Origin of the sequence: Streptomyces lanatus (assembly GCF_014655715.1) — a bacterium.
GTDB lineage: Bacteria > Actinomycetota > Actinomycetes > Streptomycetales > Streptomycetaceae > Streptomyces > Streptomyces lanatus.
The window spans coordinates 228,032-243,803 of record NZ_BNBM01000010.1 but is presented as its reverse complement, the minus strand read 5'-3'; the positions used below and the strand labels follow the sequence as shown (position 1 = coordinate 243,803).

At 67.6% G+C, this 15,772-nt stretch carries 11 protein-coding genes and 1 pseudogene; 9 read left to right on the top strand and 3 right to left on the bottom strand.

Annotated features, from left to right (window positions below):
* Nucleotides 1-322 precede the first annotated feature (322 nt).
* Nucleotides 323-1,603 (top strand): hypothetical protein, encoded by a 1,281-nt coding sequence (locus IE325_RS26290; RefSeq protein WP_190072523.1) that lies wholly within the window; start codon nt 323-325, stop codon nt 1,601-1,603.
* 25 nt (nt 1,604-1,628) lie between these two features.
* Here IE325_RS26290 and IE325_RS26285 read toward each other — a convergent pair whose 3' ends face one another.
* Complete coding sequence (locus tag IE325_RS26285; protein WP_190072522.1) at nt 1,629-2,009, bottom strand: VOC family protein; 381 nt, start codon at nt 2,007-2,009, stop codon at nt 1,629-1,631.
* 213 nt (nt 2,010-2,222) lie between these two features.
* Between IE325_RS26285 and IE325_RS26280 the strand changes: the two genes are divergently transcribed.
* Nucleotides 2,223-2,753, top strand: coding sequence for a DoxX family protein (locus tag IE325_RS26280; RefSeq protein WP_190072521.1), 531 nt, complete (start codon nt 2,223-2,225; stop codon nt 2,751-2,753).
* A gap of 46 nt (nt 2,754-2,799) precedes the next feature.
* On the opposite strand, the gene IE325_RS26275 is transcribed toward IE325_RS26280, so the two are convergent.
* Both IE325_RS26275 and IE325_RS26270 read right to left on the bottom strand, forming a co-directional pair.
* On the bottom strand, nt 2,800-3,030 hold the full coding sequence (locus tag IE325_RS26275; protein ID WP_190072520.1) for a hypothetical protein: 231 nt from the start codon (nt 3,028-3,030) through the stop codon (nt 2,800-2,802).
* Nucleotides 3,017-4,510 carry a PspC domain-containing protein gene (locus IE325_RS26270; protein WP_190072519.1) on the bottom strand — a complete coding sequence of 498 codons (1,494 nt, stop codon included), beginning with the start codon at nt 4,508-4,510 and terminating at the stop codon, nt 3,017-3,019. Before IE325_RS26270 ends, IE325_RS26275 begins: the two co-directional genes overlap by 14 nt.
* 143 nt (nt 4,511-4,653) lie before the next feature.
* Between IE325_RS26270 and IE325_RS26265 the strand changes: the two genes are divergently transcribed.
* The 7 genes and pseudogenes from IE325_RS26265 (at nt 4,654) to IE325_RS26235 (ending at nt 15,739) form a co-directional block, all read left to right on the top strand.
* Nucleotides 4,654-5,979: an ATP-binding protein gene (locus IE325_RS26265; RefSeq protein ID WP_190072518.1), complete on the top strand. Its 1,326-nt coding sequence runs from the start codon at nt 4,654-4,656 to the stop codon at nt 5,977-5,979.
* On the top strand, nt 5,976-6,695 hold the full coding sequence (locus IE325_RS26260) for a LuxR C-terminal-related transcriptional regulator (RefSeq protein ID WP_190072517.1): 720 nt from the start codon (nt 5,976-5,978) through the stop codon (nt 6,693-6,695). The genes IE325_RS26265 and IE325_RS26260 overlap by 4 nt, the downstream gene beginning before the upstream one ends.
* Nucleotides 6,696-6,756: 61 nt before the next feature.
* Complete coding sequence (locus IE325_RS26255) at nt 6,757-8,010, top strand: AAA family ATPase (RefSeq protein ID WP_190072516.1); 1,254 nt, start codon at nt 6,757-6,759, stop codon at nt 8,008-8,010.
* Nucleotides 8,010-8,726 (top strand): RloB family protein, encoded by a 717-nt coding sequence (locus tag IE325_RS26250; RefSeq protein ID WP_190072515.1) that lies wholly within the window; start codon nt 8,010-8,012, stop codon nt 8,724-8,726. The genes IE325_RS26255 and IE325_RS26250 overlap by 1 nt, the downstream gene beginning before the upstream one ends.
* Nucleotides 8,727-8,791: 65 nt before the next feature.
* The gene (locus IE325_RS26245; RefSeq protein WP_190072514.1) at nt 8,792-11,584 is read left to right on the top strand and encodes an N-6 DNA methylase; all 2,793 of its coding nucleotides are present in this window, start codon (nt 8,792-8,794) and stop codon (nt 11,582-11,584) included.
* A gap of 230 nt (nt 11,585-11,814) precedes the next feature.
* Nucleotides 11,815-14,542 (top strand): annotated as a pseudogene (locus IE325_RS46230) (N-6 DNA methylase).
* A gap of 282 nt (nt 14,543-14,824) precedes the next feature.
* Nucleotides 14,825-15,739 (top strand): restriction endonuclease subunit S, encoded by a 915-nt coding sequence (locus IE325_RS26235; protein WP_190072513.1) that lies wholly within the window; start codon nt 14,825-14,827, stop codon nt 15,737-15,739.
* Nucleotides 15,740-15,772 lie beyond the last annotated feature (33 nt).

Sequence of the window (15,772 nt, the reverse complement as noted above, 5' to 3'; positions counted from 1 at the left end):
TTCTCGCAGCCGGGTCAACACGGGGGGACTCTCCTCACCCGCGCCGCACGGACCTGCCGGACGCGGGTCGCGGCTACTGCGGCACAATTCGCTTGCGCCGCAGGGGAGTTGTGCGTCGCGCCGCGCGTGCTCGGGCGATGGCCGGAATCCGTGGTGGCCGGTATGTGAGATACGGCTGCCGGGAGTGGGGCTGTGGGCTATAAGGCCATGAGGTCACTTGGCCGTCTTGTCATGGGCGGCGGCGTGGGGTCGCGAGGGTTGTCGAGGCCTGAGGGTGTGGAGCCCTGGAGGTCGTGAGTTCTGAGGAAGGCGGGCGTCGGGCGTGGCGGTGCAGGAGGCTGGGCGGGGCGGCGCGGTGATGGGCGCGCATGAGGGCGGCTGCACCTGTGGGGACTGTCCGCACGGGGCACGTGCGGGGCATCGGCGGGCGGTCGCCGAATTCCTGCTGAAGCGGGACGAGTTCGCGGCCGGGCAGGGGCTGCCGGCGGCGGTGGCGCACTCGGCGTCGGCCTCGCGGCAGTGGGTCTCCGAGGAGCTGACGCAGTCGGCGGAGGCCGTCGCCGAACGCGGGCGGGCCGAGGGCGACGCGTGGCTCGGCCGGCTGTGGTGGCGTACGACCTGCGTGGTCTGGGGTCTGGTGGTCGCGCTGCTGCTGGTGCAGGCGCTCACGGCGATCGGCGCGGGGTGGACGGCGGCGCGTACGGCAGGGCTGCTGGCGGCTGTCGTGACGGCCGGGGCGCTCACCGCGGCGTCGTACTTCCACCGGGCGCGCGGCGGTGCGCTGGCGCCGGTCATCGGTGAGGACAACCGGCTCTCCACGTCACGTGCGGTCGCCGGGGCGTGGGTGCTGTTCGTGGCGTATGCCGTGCTTGTGCTGGTGGGGCGGCTGGCGGCGGCCTCCGGGCACGCCGAGCGGGATGCGCTGATCGCCGGGCTCGAACTCGGGCGGGGCGCGGGTGTGGTGACCGTGCTCGCCGTGGTGTGCGCGATCGCGGTCCTGGTGCGGCGGGTCGTGGGAGTACGGGTGCTCGGGCAGCGGCTGCAGAAGGTACGGGCGCATCGGCCCCGGGCCGCCGATCTGCTGACGGACGACGCGGGGCGGGGGACCTTCGCCGACATCCAGTACGTCGTGATCGGCGGGGTCGCGCTGCTGTTCGCCGCGGTGCGGCTGGGGCGGCGGCCGGATCAGCTGCCGGATCTGCCGTGGGGGCTGGCGGTGGTGGTGCTGGTGTCGGCGGCCACGTATCTGGCCGGGAAGTACGCGGAGGGGGGCCGGCCGGTCATCCTTTCCGTGGTGCGGGCGCGGGAGGCCGGTGCCCTGGACGCGCCGATCCGGACCGGGGACGACATCGAGATCCGCGGCGCCGGGTTCGTGCCGCCGGGGGCACAGGGGGCCGACCGGCTGTCACGGATGGTGGTGCGGATCGGGGCGGTGCATGTGCATGTGCCGCTCGTGCCGGTGGCCGGTGGGTTCAGCAATCCGACGGACGCGGTGCTGACGGTGCCTGTGCCCGCGGATGTGGAGCCGGGGCGGGTGGAGGTGCAGGTGGTCACCGCGGTGGGGGTGGAGACGAATCGGTACATGATCGACGTGACCGAGTGAGGCGGGGAGGGGGTGGGGGAGCGTCTCAGGCCATCGCGGCGCGGTCGGACTCGCTGCGCAGCACGCAGAACTCATTGCCCTCGGGGTCGGCGAGGACGGCCCACCCCGCGCCATCGGGCTCCCTGAGGTCGGTGACCAGGGTGGCTCCGAGCTTCAGCAGCCGGTCGACCTCCTCCTCGCGCGTGGTCGTCGGGCGGAGGCACAGATGGATCCGGTTCTTGATCGTCTTCGGTTCCGGCACCTGGTTGAAGTACAGCAGTGGGCCCTCCGCGAGCATCACCTGAGTCTCCCGGTCGCCCGGTTCGACCTCCGGGTGCAGCGGGCAACCGGTCACCTCACTCCAGAAACGCGCCAGCGCATAGGCATCCGCGCAGTCGATCGCCACGTTCTGCACCACTGAGACCATGCAGGTCAGCCTGCCTGAGCGTGATCGGGCCCGCCACCGAAATCCGTGAACTGAGGGGGCGTGAGACTTTGGTGAGGTTGGTGGGGGACGCGGGGTTTCCAGCGGGGCGGGGGCGGCGGAGAATACGGGCGGCATGATTGAGCGGCGCGGCGATTGCGTACGTATCGTCGTTCGAGGGGTCACGGCACGGCGGGCGAGAGGCGGCTACGGGCGATGACTCACGGTATGCACACGGACACGCACCCCCCTTATCTCGACGGCGACCGGAGCTGGCGGGACACCGCCACCCGTTACGCCCTGCTTCCGCTCCGCGTCTTCCTCGGTGTCACCTTTATCTACGCCGGGCTGGACAAGCTCACGGACAGCGCCTTCATGAAGGACTCCGGGGCGGGCTCGATCGGCGACATGATGCGGGCCGTCAAGGACTCGGCGGCCATCCCGGCCTTGGTGGACATGGCCTTGAACAACCCGGTGGCCTTCGGCTACGCCATCGCCTTCGGCGAACTCGCCGTCGGGATCGGCACCCTCATCGGGCTGTTCGCCCGTCTGGCGGCGCTCGGCGGGGCGCTCATCTCGCTGAGCCTGTGGTTGACGGTGAGCTGGGCCTCCGATCCTTACTACTACGGCAATGACCTGGCCTATCTGATGGCCTGGCTGCCGCTGGTGCTCGCGGGCGCCCCTCTGCTGTCGTTGGACGCGGCCCTTCGGGCACGGCGACGGCAGCGGGTGGGGGGTTATCGGTAGGTCTTGCCGCAACCCGGTTACGGGCGTTGGCGGCTGTCGGGCTCGGTCAGGGGTGCGGTGGGGTGTGGGGTGACGTCGGTGTGCGTCGGCGTCTGCGTATCGCCCGGGTCAGGAGCCCTGCCGTGCCCGCCAGGAACAGGCCGCCGACGACCAGGGGGATCACCGCGAACCACGGTGTCTCCCAGGCGTCGTTCGCGTCACCGATGTAGATGATGCCCGCGACGGTCAGGAAGGCTCCGGCGACCAGCCTCCCGGGCTGGAACTCATGACGTAGCACGGCTCACCTCCGCCTGTCCGACGCCGACGCTCAGATCGAGGTCCAGCGTGCCCGCACTCTTCGTGCCCGTCGGCGGGTTCAGGGTCAGCTCCTTGTGTTTGCCCGGTGCCACGTCCACGTCCTGCTCGTCGTCACCCGGCAACTGGATGTCTCCCACCCCCACGTCGATGCTCACCTTCACGGTCGCGTCCTTCGGGACGATCACCTTGAGCCGGCCTACGCCCACATCGGCCCTCGTCGTCACCGCCCGGTCCTTCGAGAGGTCGAGGCGGGTCAGATCGAGGGTGCCGACGCCGGTTCCCAGGTCGTACTGGTTCTGTACGTCCGTCACCGCCGCCGGGCGCCAGTCCTTCTCGATCCAGTGGGTGCTGATGTCCTTGGGCAGGGCGGCCGACGCGGCCAGCAGGCCCGCGGTGATGATCGCCAGGAAGACCGAGCCCGCTCCAGTACGGCCCAGGAACGCGCTGACCGCCATGCCCAGGCCTATGACCAGCAGCGCGCAGGCCAGGCCCGTCTGGAGGCTGGTGCCGAGGGCGTGGTCCTCCCAGGTGCCGCCCGTGCCGAGGGCGCCCGCGAGAAGGGCCAGCAGGAACACCCAGCCGCCTATCCAGCGGGGGCCGCGCGGCTTGGGCTGCGGGGAGCGCCGCGTCTGTATGTCCCGGCGGCTGGTCCAGGTACCGCCGAGGCCGATGCTGACCGCCGCCGCGATGTCACGGTCGCGGGAGTCGCGCGGGCCCCAGAGATAGCCCGTGCCGCCCTCGTGGGTGCCGTCCTTGACGATGGGGTCGCGCCACCAGGAGGAGTAGGCGGCGGGGACCGGCGGCGCCTGGGCCTCCGGTGGGGCGTCGGCGACGGCCTGGGCGGCGAGCGGGTCCGGGTCGGGGGTGCTGCGGTGCCGTGACCAGTAGCCCGCGCCGGCGAGGAGGAGGGAGAGGACGACGGCGAAGGCCAGCACGCCGCCGTTGCTCAGCAGCGTCAGGAACACACCGCAGCCGACCAGCGCGAACAGCACCGCCGTCAGTGCCTGTCCGTCGACGCGGCCGGTCAGCAGCTTGCGCACCTCGTTCTCGTCCTCGTCGTCGTACGGGACGAAGAGCCAGGCGAAGCCGTAGAAGATGAGGCCTATTCCGCCGGTCGCGGAGAGTACGGCGAGGGTGATCCGGAAGATCACCGGGTCCATGTCGCACTGCCGCCCGAGCCCGGCACACACGCCGGCCAGCATCTTGCCGCGGCGGTCGCGGCGGAAGCGGTGGGGTGGGGCGAGGGCGGGTGCCGGTGTTTCCGGCGGTTGCCCTGGGCCCGCTGTGCCCGCCGTGCTTGCCGTATCCGCCCCATCAGTCGTGTCCGTTGTTTCCGCGCCCGCGGGTGCGCGCGGTTCCTCACCCGCGGCGCTCGCGGGTGCCGGGCCGGACGGGGTGCCCGCGGTGGGCACGTCGTCCGGCCCGGGCACGGAGTCCGCGGCGTGCTGGTGATCAGTCATGTGTCCATGGTGACGGGCGGGTCGGTCGGATGGGAGTCGGAATGACCCTGGTCGGACCCTGATATCGGCCCTGAGGCGGGGGAGGGGGAAGCGTTCGAGGCAGCGGCCCTCGAAGATCAGGGGAGTCTAGGGGGTCGACCCTGATGCCCCGCTGGGCCGGGCGTGTGAACATCGATGGCATGCCGGAAGCCGCAGCAGCGCCACTCGCCGAACCGCGGCCGCCGCGCAAGCTCTACCGCAGCAGTGACGGTCGCTGGCTCGGGGGCGTGGCGCGGGGGCTCGCCGGGCATCTCGGCCTGCCCGTCATCTGGGTGCGGCTCGTCTTCGTCGGCCTGTTCATGGCGGACGGCCTCGGCGCTCTGCTGTATGCCGCGTTCTGGTTCTTCGTGCCGCTCGGCGTCGGCGGGGTCGACGCGCAGCGCCCGTCCCCCTTCTCCACCGAGACAGCGCCCGACGGCCGCCGCAGACTCGTCGCCCGCAAGCCCGACAAGGGACAGATCGTCGCGCTGCTGCTCATGGTGGCCGTGGCGATGGTCTTCGTCGGCAGCGTCGATCTGGGGAACGGCGCCAAGGCCTATCTCCTGCCCGCCGTCCTCGTCGGCGCCGGCGTCGCCCTGGTCTGGCGCCAGGCCGACAATGCCCGGCGGGCCCGCTGGATGGAGGTCGGACGGCGCCGGCGGACCCTCAGCCTGCTGCGCGCCGCGGGCGGCGTCGTCCTCGTCACGACCGGCGTCTCCGGCATCTTCGTCCTCCAGGGCTCGGCGGCCCACCTCGGCTCCGTCCTCCAGGCTGCGCTCGCGGTCCTCGTCGGCATAACGCTCCTCGCGGGGCCCTACCTCGTCCGGATGACCCAGGATCTCTCCGAGGAACGCCTGATGCGCATCCGCGCCCAGGAGCGCGCCGAGGTCGCCGCGCACGTCCATGACTCGGTGCTGCACACCCTGACCCTGATACAGCGCAACGCGGAGAACGCGAACGAGGTCCGGCGCCTCGCCCGAGCCCAGGAGCGCGATCTGCGCACCTGGCTGTACAAGCCCGAGGGCACCGGCAAGGACGAGGCCGACGAACCCGCCAACCTCGCCGACGCGGTGCGGCGCAATGCCGCGGAGGTGGAGGACAAGCACGGCGTCCCGATAGAGGTCGTGGTCGTCGGCGACTGCCCCCTCGACGAGAGGATCGCCGCACAGATGCAGGCCGCGCGCGAGGCGATGGTGAACGCCGCGAAGTACGGTGGCGAGGGCGGCGCCGTGCAGGTCTACGCCGAGGTGGAGGGAAAGACCGTCTTCGTGTCGGTCCGGGACCGCGGTCCCGGCTTCGACCTCGATTCGATACCCGCCGACCGCATGGGTGTCAGAGAATCGATCATCGGCCGCATGGAGCGCAACGGCGGTACGGCCCGGCTGCGGGCGGTGCCCGACGGCGGCACGGAGGTCGAGCTGGAGATGGAGAGGGCGGAGAAGACGTCATGAGCGACCCGACCGAGGCGAACGAGCCGGCGGAACCGACCGGCGGAAGCGCGGACGAGCGGCGTGTACGCGTGGTGCTCGTCGACGACCACCGCATGTTCCGTACGGGAGTCCAGGCCGAGATCGGCCGGACCGAGCAGACCGGCGTCGAGGTCGTCGGAGAGGCCGCGGACGTCGACCAGGCGGTCACGGTGATCACCGCGACCCGGCCCGAGGTCGTCCTCCTCGACGTGCACCTCCCGGGCGGCGGCGGGGTCGAAGTGCTGCGCCGCTGCGCCCCGTTGATGGCGGACGCCGAGCAGCCCGTCCGCTTCCTCGCGCTGTCCGTGTCGGACGCGGCGGAGGACGTCATCGGTGTGATCCGGGGCGGTGCGCGCGGCTATGTGACGAAGACGATCACCGGCACGGACCTGGTCGACTCCATCTTCCGGGTCCAGGACGGCGACGCGGTGTTCTCGCCGCGCCTCGCCGGCTTCGTCCTGGACGCCTTCGCCTCGACGGACGCGCCGCCGGTCGACGAGGACCTCGACCGGCTCACCCAGCGCGAGCGGGAGGTGCTGCGGCTGATCGCGCGGGGCTATGCGTACAAGGAGATCGCCAAGCAGCTGTTCATCTCCGTCAAGACGGTCGAGTCGCATGTGTCGGCGGTGTTGAGGAAGCTCCAGTTGTCGAACCGGCATGAGCTGACGCGGTGGGCGACGGCGCGGCGACTGGTGTGACCGTCCGGTAGGTGCGTGCGCGATCACCCGGTTACGCTGTGCGCGACGAGAGGAGGGCAGCATGCTGCTGAGATTTCGCGCGGCGAACGTGCGATCGCTGCGGGACGAGCAAGAGCTGTCCTTCGTGGTCCCGCAGGGCGATGAATCGGACGCGGCGCGCACGCTGACGCTCTCCGACGGGAAGTCGCTCCAGGTCTACCCGGTGCTCGGCATCTTCGGCGCCAACGCATCGGGCAAGTCGAACGTCATCACCGCCCTCATGAAGATGAAGGAAGCGGTCCTCGGATCGTATGGGGGGTGGACTTCTTACCAGGGGATTCCCAGGGAGGAGTTCGCGCTCGATCCCAAGTCGACCGCTGAAAGCACCTTCTATGAAGCCGACTTCGTCCTCGAAGACGGGGTTCGGTGGACTTACGGGTTCGAACTCGGTTCGACGAGGGTGGAATCCGAGTGGCTTCACTCGTATCCCAAGGGGCGACGTCAGGTGTGGCTGGATCGCGACGCCACGCGCGGCAGCGTCTTCGAGTTCCCGGGTGACCGCATTCAGGACCGTGCCCTCCTGGCCCGTAGCACCCGCCCCAACGCTCTCTTGCTCAGTAGAGCCGCCAACGACAACCACCCTCAACTCACCAGGATCTACCAGTGGTTCAACCAGAACCTCTGGGATATCACCCCGGAGACCGAGCGCAGCCAGCGCGAAGCCTTTACTGCTCGTGAGCTCCTGAACGAGACGTCCCGCGACCGTATCGAGGAACTGCTCCGTGTAGCCGACCTCGGCATCAAAGGCGCTGAAGTCGAGCATCAGCCGGGACAGAGCCCACGGGTTCGTCTTCTCCACGGAAGTGACGCAGGTGAGCCTGTGGCCTTCGACTGGCAGCGGGAGTCGTTCGGCACACGCTCGTGGTTCGCGCTGATCGGGCCTCTGCTGCTGGCTCTGGACCGAGGTGCTGTCCTGCTCATCGATGAACTGGATGCGAGCCTCCATCCCCGTTTCGCGGCCGAAGTCGTTCGGCTCTTCCAGGCTCCCTGGGTCAACACCAAGGGCGCACAGCTCGTCTTCACCTCACACGACCCCTCGCTGCTCAAGAGCCCACGAGGCGGTCGCCCATTGGAACCGGGGCAGATCTGGCTGACGGAGAAGGACGATAGCGGAGCCACGGAGCTGTATCCGCTCAGCGATGTCGATCCCGGGCCTGAAGAAGACCTGAGCGACTCCTACCTCGCGGGCGCCTTCGGCGCGGTACCGCGTGTGACTCAAGGACAGATCGGCCGGAGGGTGCTGACAGCACTGGCAGGGGAGGCAGAGCGTTCCTGATGGCGAGGGTCAAGGGGCGGGACGGCGTAAGCCGCGGCAAGAAGCCACGAGCCGGTGACCGGCCTCGTGAGGTGTACGTCTTCACGGAGGGCGAGGTCACCGAGCCGGAGTTCGTCGAGTACGTGATGGAGCACGGGACCCGCGCGCAGCAGGGTCGCAGGATCAATCACTACATCGAGAACGCCGCAGCTTCGTCGAGCCGCCGCAAGCCCCTGCCCCTCGTGGAAGACGCCATCGACAAGCTGACCGAAGTGCGGAGGGCTGCCAAGAGGGCAGGCCTGAAACCTGAGGACTGGAACTGGCCCCAGGTCTGGTGCCTTTTCGACCGGGATCAGCACAAGGACATCCCAACGGCCTTCTCACGGGCGAAGAAGGCAGGGGTCCACATCGCTTACTCCCACCCCTGCTTCGAGCTGTGGCGCCTGCTCCACTACCAGAACTACACGAGCACCTTCGGCGGCGTCTGCGACGACGTCGCCGGCCGCCTCAAGCGGCAGCCTGGCCTTCTTCAGACATACGGCGCCAACAGCCAGACTGTGTCACCGGAGGACGCCAAACGGATCAAGCCGGGGCAGCTGGCGCGCAACTACAAGAAGGCTCGCCAGTACGCGCAGCAGATCAACGCCGTGCACACAGGCCCTGACCAGAATCACTGGGACCCCTACACCGACGTGTGGCGCTTCGTCGAAGAAGGCCTGGGCGTGGTCGACTACTGAGCCAACTGTCTCCGTGTGTGGTGGGGGGCGCCGCGCAGTGGGAGATGCGAGATTGGGGGGAAGGCGTGGCTTTGAACTTCACCGTGCCGAATGACGTGGAGCGTGTTCTTCGTAACGCGATGGAAGCGGTGCCCCGCGTTGTCAGTGACCCGCGGGAGCGGCGGGATCTGGCCCTCGCGATGCTCTTTTTGCAGCACGCGCTCGACGAGTTCGACGAGGCGCTATCACCTGAGTTCCGGGCCTTCGTGGCCGCAGCGCAGGAGGGGCGGGCCGCCGGTGTGCTGCCCAGCATCCTCGAAGGCCAGGCACTCGCTGTGCAAGACGCGAACAGGGCAGACGGGGATCCGCGAACGCTGATCGCTGCGCTCCTGCGCCGGGCGGCCTCTGTCACGATGCGCTTGGACCGTGCTGCTCAAGAGGGGTTGATCGAGGCGTTCCGAGGGATCCGAGGGAGACGCTTCGGCTTCGAAGCCCTGGCTTACCCGGAGATGCTCGGAGATGCCGTGGAGGCCTTTCTGAAGGCGACCGAGGCGTCCATGCGATATTCGGGAGAACACTACACGCCGCGCGAGTTGGTCCACCTGCTGACCGAAATCGCTCAGCCCCAGGTGGGCACGCGGATCTATGACCCTTTCTGCGGGACCGGGGGCATGCTCCTGCGCGCCAAACAGTACGTGGATGAGCAAGGGGGAAATCCTCAACCGTTGGCGCTCGCCGGTCAGGACCTCAACTCCGCGACAGCTGAACTGGCAGGGCTCAACCTGTACTTTCACGGGATCAAGGACGCTGCCCTTGAATGCGGTGATTCTCTGTCGCCGGCACCCGAGGCGGTAGATGAGTTCGACCTTGTTCTCAGCGTTCCACCGTTTGGTTTGACCCTCGGGGCGGACCAGGCACAGGCACTGGGACAGCACGCACTGTACGGACCGGTCTCCGAAAGGGGTCCGGCGGACTGGGCCTTGCTCCAGTACATGCTCGGCCTGGTGAGCCGGCGCGGCGGATCGGTCTGCACTGTGGTGACGCATAGCCCGCTGTTCCGTGGTGGGCGAGACCAGGCCACGCGCTCGGCGCTGCTGGACGCCGACGTGGTCGAGGCTGTCATCGGTCTCGCGCCGAACCTCTTCTCGTCGACCGCAGTCGCGCCCTGCGTGCTGCTGCTGCGGGCTCCCGGACAGAAGAGGCCGGAGCGGCGCGGCAAGGTGCTGTTCATCGATGCCTCTCGTGAATACGAACGTGGGCTCGCGCAGAACCTGATGCGATCGGAACACGTCGAGAAGATCGCTTCCGCAGTTCGAGGTTTTGAAGACGTCCATCGGTTCGCTCGAGTCGTGGACCGGTCGTATCTCTCCGAGAACGAGGACAGTCTCAACATCCGCAGGTACGTGGACAGCACCCCGCTACCGGAACCGCAGGACATTCAGGCCCACATGAGCGGTGGCATGCCTGTATCCGAGATCAATGACAAGAATGCGTTGCTGGGAGCCTACGGGATCACGCCACGGCAACTCTTCACCGCGCGGTACGGAGATCCGGCCTACATGGATTTCCTGCCTCCTCCCGAGCGGCCGGATGCTCGAGTACTGGCTGAACTGGCCCAGGACCGTGAGCAGCGCCTGCTCGCTGCCTTCGGTGAGTGGTGGAAGGTGGCGGAGAGGGACATTGCAGGGCTTGTACCGGCACCGAGTGGTCATGAGACGCCCAACAACCGGATGGATGACTTGAGGCTCGAACTGCTCAAGGTGTGCCGAGAGTTGATGGGAGCGCCGAGCATCCTGGCTACTCATGCCCTCTCCGGAGCATTCGCGGACTGGTGGCGTGAGATCGGACCCCATGTCAGGACGCTGGCTCGGCGCGGCCGTCTGCTGCCGCCGGTCGAGGACCTGTCCGCACTTCGGGAAGGTCTGACGACCAGGATCGACGCCCTCGTCGCGTCGAGGCGAAGCGAGCTGGTCGAGACGTACGAGAAGTGGCAGGAGAAGTACGGGCTGTCGTTCCGTGAGATCGAGTCCCAGCTGACCGGCCCGAGCGCCGGATTCCTCCAGAACAACCCGTGGTCTCAGCAGAGCGCGTGGGACCTCTCCTCGCTGACCGGCGGGGATGTGGCGGACAGACGGCGCCAGACGGCACAGCGAATCCATGCCCTGACAGACACGGAGAAGACCGTCGAAGGGGCCCTGGACAAGTTGGACGTGGACGAGCTGATGATTCTGCTACCGGTACTCGACGCCGCGTCCGAGGTTGAAGGCCGAGTCGATCGCTGCACTCTCGGAGACGTCATCAAGACCGCCAGGACCGGAACGTCCGGTCGCCTGGGTGAGGAGACGAATGGTATTCCCGCAGTGGAGGCTCGTCACCTCACTGAGCGGGGATTCGTGGCGGCTGGGCTCCGTTACCGGCGTGCAGACTCCCCTCCCAGACTGTCTGAGATGCTGGTCGCGGGCGACGTCTTGCTCACGGCTCGTGTCATGGCAGGCCGGGGGTACCGTGCGATCGTGTGGAGGGAGCAACTTCCCAGCGCCACGTACGGCGGAAGCGTCGTCAGGCTCTCGCCGGACACCACACGCATCCTGCCGGGATATCTGGCGGCCTGGCTCTCACACCGCTCGGTGCACCCCCGTCTCTACGCGCAGGCGCGTGAAAGCCGCGACGCGCTGTATGACCTGCCTGCCGGCCGACTGCTGAATGTGGAGATCGAATTGCCGAGTCTCCAGGAACAGCAGCGCATCGTCGATGCGGTGACCGCACTGGCCGAGCAGCGTGAACTGCGGCACGCCCAGCTGGCCAAGATCGACCTGATCAAGCGGACCCTGATGAAAGACCTCGAGTCCGACCAGACCTCGATCGGTTTCGCGAGCTGACCCGGTGCCCGTTGACGAACGTGAGCAAGCATCTCGTGATTACGGAAAGGCATATCCGGTCACAATGTGTGCTTGACGGCACGTGGTGATCCCTGGAGCGCGCGAAGCCGTAGGCTTCCCGATGCAACCGGACAAGCCAGTCACCTCAGGGAGTGCCGTACGTGGCCAAGCTCACGCTCGCGCAACTGGAACGCCATCTCTTCGCGGCGGCGGACATCCTGCGCGGCACGATGGACGCCGCCGAGTACCGCGACTTCATCTTCGTACTCCTCTTCCTCAAGAGGGTGAACGACGAGTTCGAGGCCGCCCGAGAAGCGGTCATCAAGGAGCGGCTGGCGGCCGGTGACAGCCCAGAGGACGCCAAGGACGAGGCCGAGCAGTACGAGTGGTACGTCCCGCGCGGAGTCATCTTCGTGCCCGAGGAGGCCCGCTGGGAGAAGCTCGCCGGGGCCGTGGACAATGTGGCCACGGAGTACCTCCAGCCCGCCCTCGACGCGCTGGAGCGGCAGAAGGGCAACAGCGAGCTGCGCGGCCTGTTCGCGCACGTCAACTTCAACCGCATCGGCGGTGGAGGCAGCGGCAAGGGTTCAGCCGCCGCCCTGGCCGACAACCGGCTTCGGTCACTCATCGAGCATTTCGGCAGCATCCGGCTGCGTGGTGAGGACTTCGAGTTCCCCGACATGATCGGTGCCGCGTACGAGTACCTGATCAAGGACTTCGCGGACTCGGCCGGCAGCAAGGGCGGCGAGTTCTACACTCCGCGTGCGGTCGTCCGCATGATGGTCGAGCTGGCGCGCCCGCACGGTGGCATGCGGATCTACGACCCGTGCGTGGGGTCCGGCGGCATGCTCATCCACGCCATGGAGTACGTCGACGAGCACGGTGAGGACTCCAAGGACCTGAGGCTGGCCGGGCAGGACGCCAACAGCGGCTCCTGGGTCATGGCGACGATGAACATGCTCTTCCACGGGGCCAAGCACTTCTCCCTCAAGACGGGAGACACGCTCACCAACCCACTCCACCCCGAGCGCGACTTCGACCTGGTCCAGCAACCCGCCCTTCTCCATGGACTACAAGCAGTCCGAGGTGCCGAACCTGCTGAGCCGGATGCCGCACGGCCAGACCTCTGAGCGCGGCAAAGCCGACCTGATGTTCCTCCAGCACATGCTGGACATGGTGAAGCAGCGAGGCGGCTCGGTCTTCACCGTCATGCCGCACGGCGTCCTCTTCCGCGGCGGCGAGGAACAGAAAATCCGTGCCAAGCTCCTGAAAGCCGACCTGATCGAAGCGGTCATCGGACTCGCGCCGAACCTCTTCTACGGGACCGGCATCCCGGCCTGCGTGATCGCACTGCGCCCGCCGGCCCAGAAGCGCCCGGACCGCCGCAACAAGGTGCTCTTCATCAACGCGGACCGTGAGTTCCACGCGGAGCGCGCCCAGAACGTGCTGCTCCCCGAGCACATCGAGAAGATCGTCTCCACCTTCCGCGCGTTCCAGGACGACGAGACGTTCGAGGACGTCGAGGGCTTCGCGCGCGCTGTGCGCCGCGAGGAGCTGGCGGACAACGACTACAACCTCAACATCCGCCGCTACGTCGACAACACCCCGCCGCCCGAGCCGCAGGACGTGCGGGCACACCTGGTGGGTGGCGTCCCGGTCGCCGAGATCGAGGCGAAGAAGGAACTCCTGGACGCCTACGAGATCAAGATGTCGGACCTGTTCGCCGTACGGGACGACGATCCCGAATACGTCGACTTCCTGCCCGAGAGTGAACGACCGGACGCGTCCCGCCTGGCCGAGCTGGCGAGTGGGCGGGAGCAGAAGCTGTGGGCCGGGTTCGAGGAGTGGTGGAAGGCCGAGGCGGACCAGATCGCGAACCTGGAGCCGGTCGAGGGCGACGAACGCACGGAGCACGAACGCAAGGCCCAACTCGCTGGTCTGCGCGCTGACTTGATCGATTCTTTCCGCGAACGGCTTCTCGCGGTCGGCTTGCTGGACCGGTACGCGCTCGCAGGCGCGGTCGCCGGTTGGTGGCACGACGGTAAGAACGACCTCAAGGCGCTGTCGGTCAACGGCTTCGGTGGCGTCGTGGACGGCTGGGTCGAGAACGTTCTGACGATGCTCGCTCCCGAGCCGGATCCGCGCACGGGCGGCGCACGCGAGCGTACGGCGGCGGAGCGGCGGCAGGCCTACGACCACAAGGTCGTCGCGGCCATCGCCCCTGACTTCCTGGAGGATCTGGCCTCCAAGGAGCGCACGCACGCGGACTTGGACGCCAAGGTGAAGGCAGCGCAGGAGGCGGAGGCCGCGCTGGCGGAGGCGCGGGCCGCGGCGGAGTCGCCGGACGCCGACGAGGAGGGGCCTGCCGAGATCGATCCCGCGTTGGCCGACGCCGTGCTCAGCAAAGCCGAGATGCGGGAGCTGACGAAGAAGCGGGCCGAGGCGAAGAAGGCCATCGAGGAGTTGGAGGACGACTTCTGGCCGGTGGCGGCGGTTCAGCGGAAGAAGGCTGAGCAGCGGGAGAAGGCCAAGAAGAAGGTGGGGGATGGTCGTTCGGGGGGTGCCGCGAAGGGGCGGCGGGCTCTGGCTGCGGAGGAGGCTGGGCAGGGGGCGTTGTTGGAGATTCCGGTACCAGTTCCGGTTGAGGGTACGGATGCGGGGGGCGGCGACGGGGACGGCCCTGATGAGGGTGGTGCCGTGAAGGAGGCGCGCCTCATGCGGGCCAGGAAGAAGCTGGCCAAGGCCGCGGGGGAGCGGGACGTGGTCCTCGGGATTCTGCGGGATGACCTGGCGGGGAAGCTGGGTGGGCATGTGGTGCGTCGGCAGCGGGAGTTGGGGGAGGCATATCGGGTTTGGGAGGGGAAGTACGCGGTTTCTTTGCAGGATATTGAGGGGCGGCGGGAGAAGGCTACGAAGGCATTGGATGGATTCCTGAAGGAGCTCGGCTATGTCGCGTGACGCGTGGGAAGAGGACTGTCTGGGAAGTCGACTTCTCCGAGTCGAGACCGGGCGCAGTCCGAGCCTCACAGACTCCCCGGCATCGCCTGGGCAGTGGGGGGTGCTGAAAGTGAGCGCCGTCCACTCGTTGGGCTACCGTCCCTCGGAGAACAAAGCCGTCGACGACCCAGGGCTCATCAATGAGCGCTTTGAGGTAAAGCCAGGCGATCTGTTGTTCTCTCGGGCGAACACCCCGGAACTTGTTGCTCCGCTTGTATCGCGACGCCCAGCCAGGAACGACTGATGCTGTCCGACAAGACGCTGAGGCTTGTCGTGGATCAGCGCACAGCGGACACGCAGTTCGTCAATCTGAGCCTTGCGAGTCCTGCTGTCCGGAAGCAGATCGCTGTCGCGGCATCAGGCAGCAGCCTCAGTATGCAGAACATCTCGCAGGCTGCGGTTGAGGGCCTCAGGGTTGTATGGCCCCCGCTGGCCGATCAGCGGCGTATCGTTGAACTGCTCGCCGCGCTCGCTGAGGAAGAGCGAGCCATCGAGGCGTCGATCGCCAAGGGACGTCTCATCCGCGGTGAAATCATGCGGAAGAGGTTGCATGATCGAGAGGGAGACTGGGTTGCAGTAGGCGACGTAGCTGTCGTCTCGTCGGGCAGTACGCCATCGCGTTCGCGCAAGGAGTATTGGTCTGGCGGCACCGTTCCATGGGTGAGGACCGCAGAGATCAACTTCTCAGTGATCAACGAAAGCGGAGAATACGTGACTCGCAAGGCTGTTGCTGATACGGGTCTGCGTGTATACCCGCCAGGGACGGTTCTTCTGGCGATGTACGGCGAAGGCGTCACGCGTGGCAGGACTGCGATCTTGGGAGTTGAAGCCACGGTTAACCAGGCTGCAGCGGCTATCGTCTGTGACCCCTTGCGCCTCAACTATAGGTATCTTTATTACTGGCTAGAGAACAGCTACGACGAGATTCGCAAGATCGGCCAGGGATCTAACCAGACTAACCTCAATGGTGCATTGGTCGGCTCCATTCGTTTGCCGCTTCCAACGGTCGAGGTGCAGCAGGACCTGGTTGCACCGATCCAGGCGTTCGACAGGAAGCTGGCGGCAGACGCAGAGGAGTTGGTCAAGCTCAGGATGTTCAAGCAGGCCCTGACCGGCGACCTGTTGTCCGGGCGGGTGCGTATGCCAGCCGCAGCGTAGGACTTGCGCTTGGCGGCGGGGCGTTCCTTCCGA

Bases quoted from the DNA above. Each gene is read 5' to 3' on its own strand.
- IE325_RS26255 (WP_190072516.1), top strand. From the start codon at position 6,757: ATGCTGCTGAGATTTCGCGCGGCGAACGTGCGATCGCTGCGGGACGAG.
- IE325_RS26280 (WP_190072521.1), top strand. From the start codon at position 2,223: ATGACTCACGGTATGCACACGGACACGCACCCCCCTTATCTCGACGGC.
- IE325_RS26250 (WP_190072515.1), top strand. From the start codon at position 8,010: ATGGCGAGGGTCAAGGGGCGGGACGGCGTAAGCCGCGGCAAGAAGCCA.
- IE325_RS26270 (WP_190072519.1), bottom strand. From the start codon at position 4,510: ATGACTGATCACCAGCACGCCGCGGACTCCGTGCCCGGGCCGGACGAC.
- IE325_RS26265 (WP_190072518.1), top strand. From the start codon at position 4,654: ATGCCCCGCTGGGCCGGGCGTGTGAACATCGATGGCATGCCGGAAGCC.
- IE325_RS26235 (WP_190072513.1), top strand. From the start codon at position 14,825: ATGCTGTCCGACAAGACGCTGAGGCTTGTCGTGGATCAGCGCACAGCG.
- IE325_RS26285 (WP_190072522.1), bottom strand. From the start codon at position 2,009: ATGGTCTCAGTGGTGCAGAACGTGGCGATCGACTGCGCGGATGCCTAT.
- IE325_RS26260 (WP_190072517.1), top strand. From the start codon at position 5,976: ATGAGCGACCCGACCGAGGCGAACGAGCCGGCGGAACCGACCGGCGGA.